The sequence below is a fragment of the Deinococcus betulae genome (assembly GCF_020166395.1).
In the GTDB taxonomy this organism is placed as follows: Bacteria; Deinococcota; Deinococci; order Deinococcales; family Deinococcaceae; genus Deinococcus; species Deinococcus betulae.
Window position 1 is genome coordinate 1 of the sequence record NZ_JAIQXU010000094.1, and the last position, 772, is coordinate 772.

A 772-nucleotide genomic window follows, 5' to 3' on the forward strand; every position below is an offset into this window, starting at 1 on the left:
TCGCCGCTGTCCAGGCCGTCGCCGCCGACCACGGGGGTCGCCAGGCCCGCTTCACGCAGCTGCTTGATGAACACGCCCACCTGGTTGTAGATGCCGCCGAAGTAGATGGCGTCGGGGCGCTGGAGGCGAATCTTGGCGATGATGCCGGAGAAGTCGCTCTTTTCCTCGGTGCCTTCGTTGGCCGAGACCGTCACGCCCTTGGCCTTGAGGGCCTTCTCAACTTCCTTGGCCAGACCTTCGCCGTAGGCGGTCTTGTCGTTCAGGACGTAGACCTTCTTGGCTTTCAGGTTGCCACTGATGAAGTTGGCGCCGGCCGGGCCCTGGGCGTCGTCGCGGGCCACGATGCGGTTCATGTTGGTCAGGCCGCGGTCGGTCACGCCGTTGGCGGTGTTGGCCGGGGAGACCATCGCCACGCGGCTCTTGACCAGCACGGCGCTGGCGGGAATGGCCACGCCGCTGTTCAGGGTGCCCACGACGGCCATGATCTGGCGGTCAGCGGCGATCTTGTTGGCGGCCGAGGTGCCGGTGGCGGGATCAGCCTGGTCGTCGTAGGGGACGAGCACGAGGTCAAAGCCCAGCTTCTTGAACTGCGCTTTGTACTCGTTGACGGCCAGCTGCGCGCCGTTGCGAATCTGGCTGCCCAGGTCGCTCTGGCCGCCGGACAGCGGGCTGAGGCTGGCAATCTTGATGGTGGTCTGGGCGGAGGCGGTGCCCATGGCCAGGGCGGCCAGGACGGTCAGCGAAATCGCGGTCTTCTTCATGAATCCTCCGG

1 protein-coding gene is annotated in these 772 nt (G+C 66.2%); it reads right to left on the reverse strand.

Annotation, left to right across the window (positions count from 1 at the left end; all coding sequences use genetic code 11):
• Positions 1-761 (reverse strand): branched-chain amino acid ABC transporter substrate-binding protein (locus tag K7W42_RS22775; RefSeq protein WP_224577697.1); only part of this gene is annotated, 761 nt, incomplete at its 3' end.
• Between the last annotated feature and the right edge of the window lie 11 nt (positions 762-772).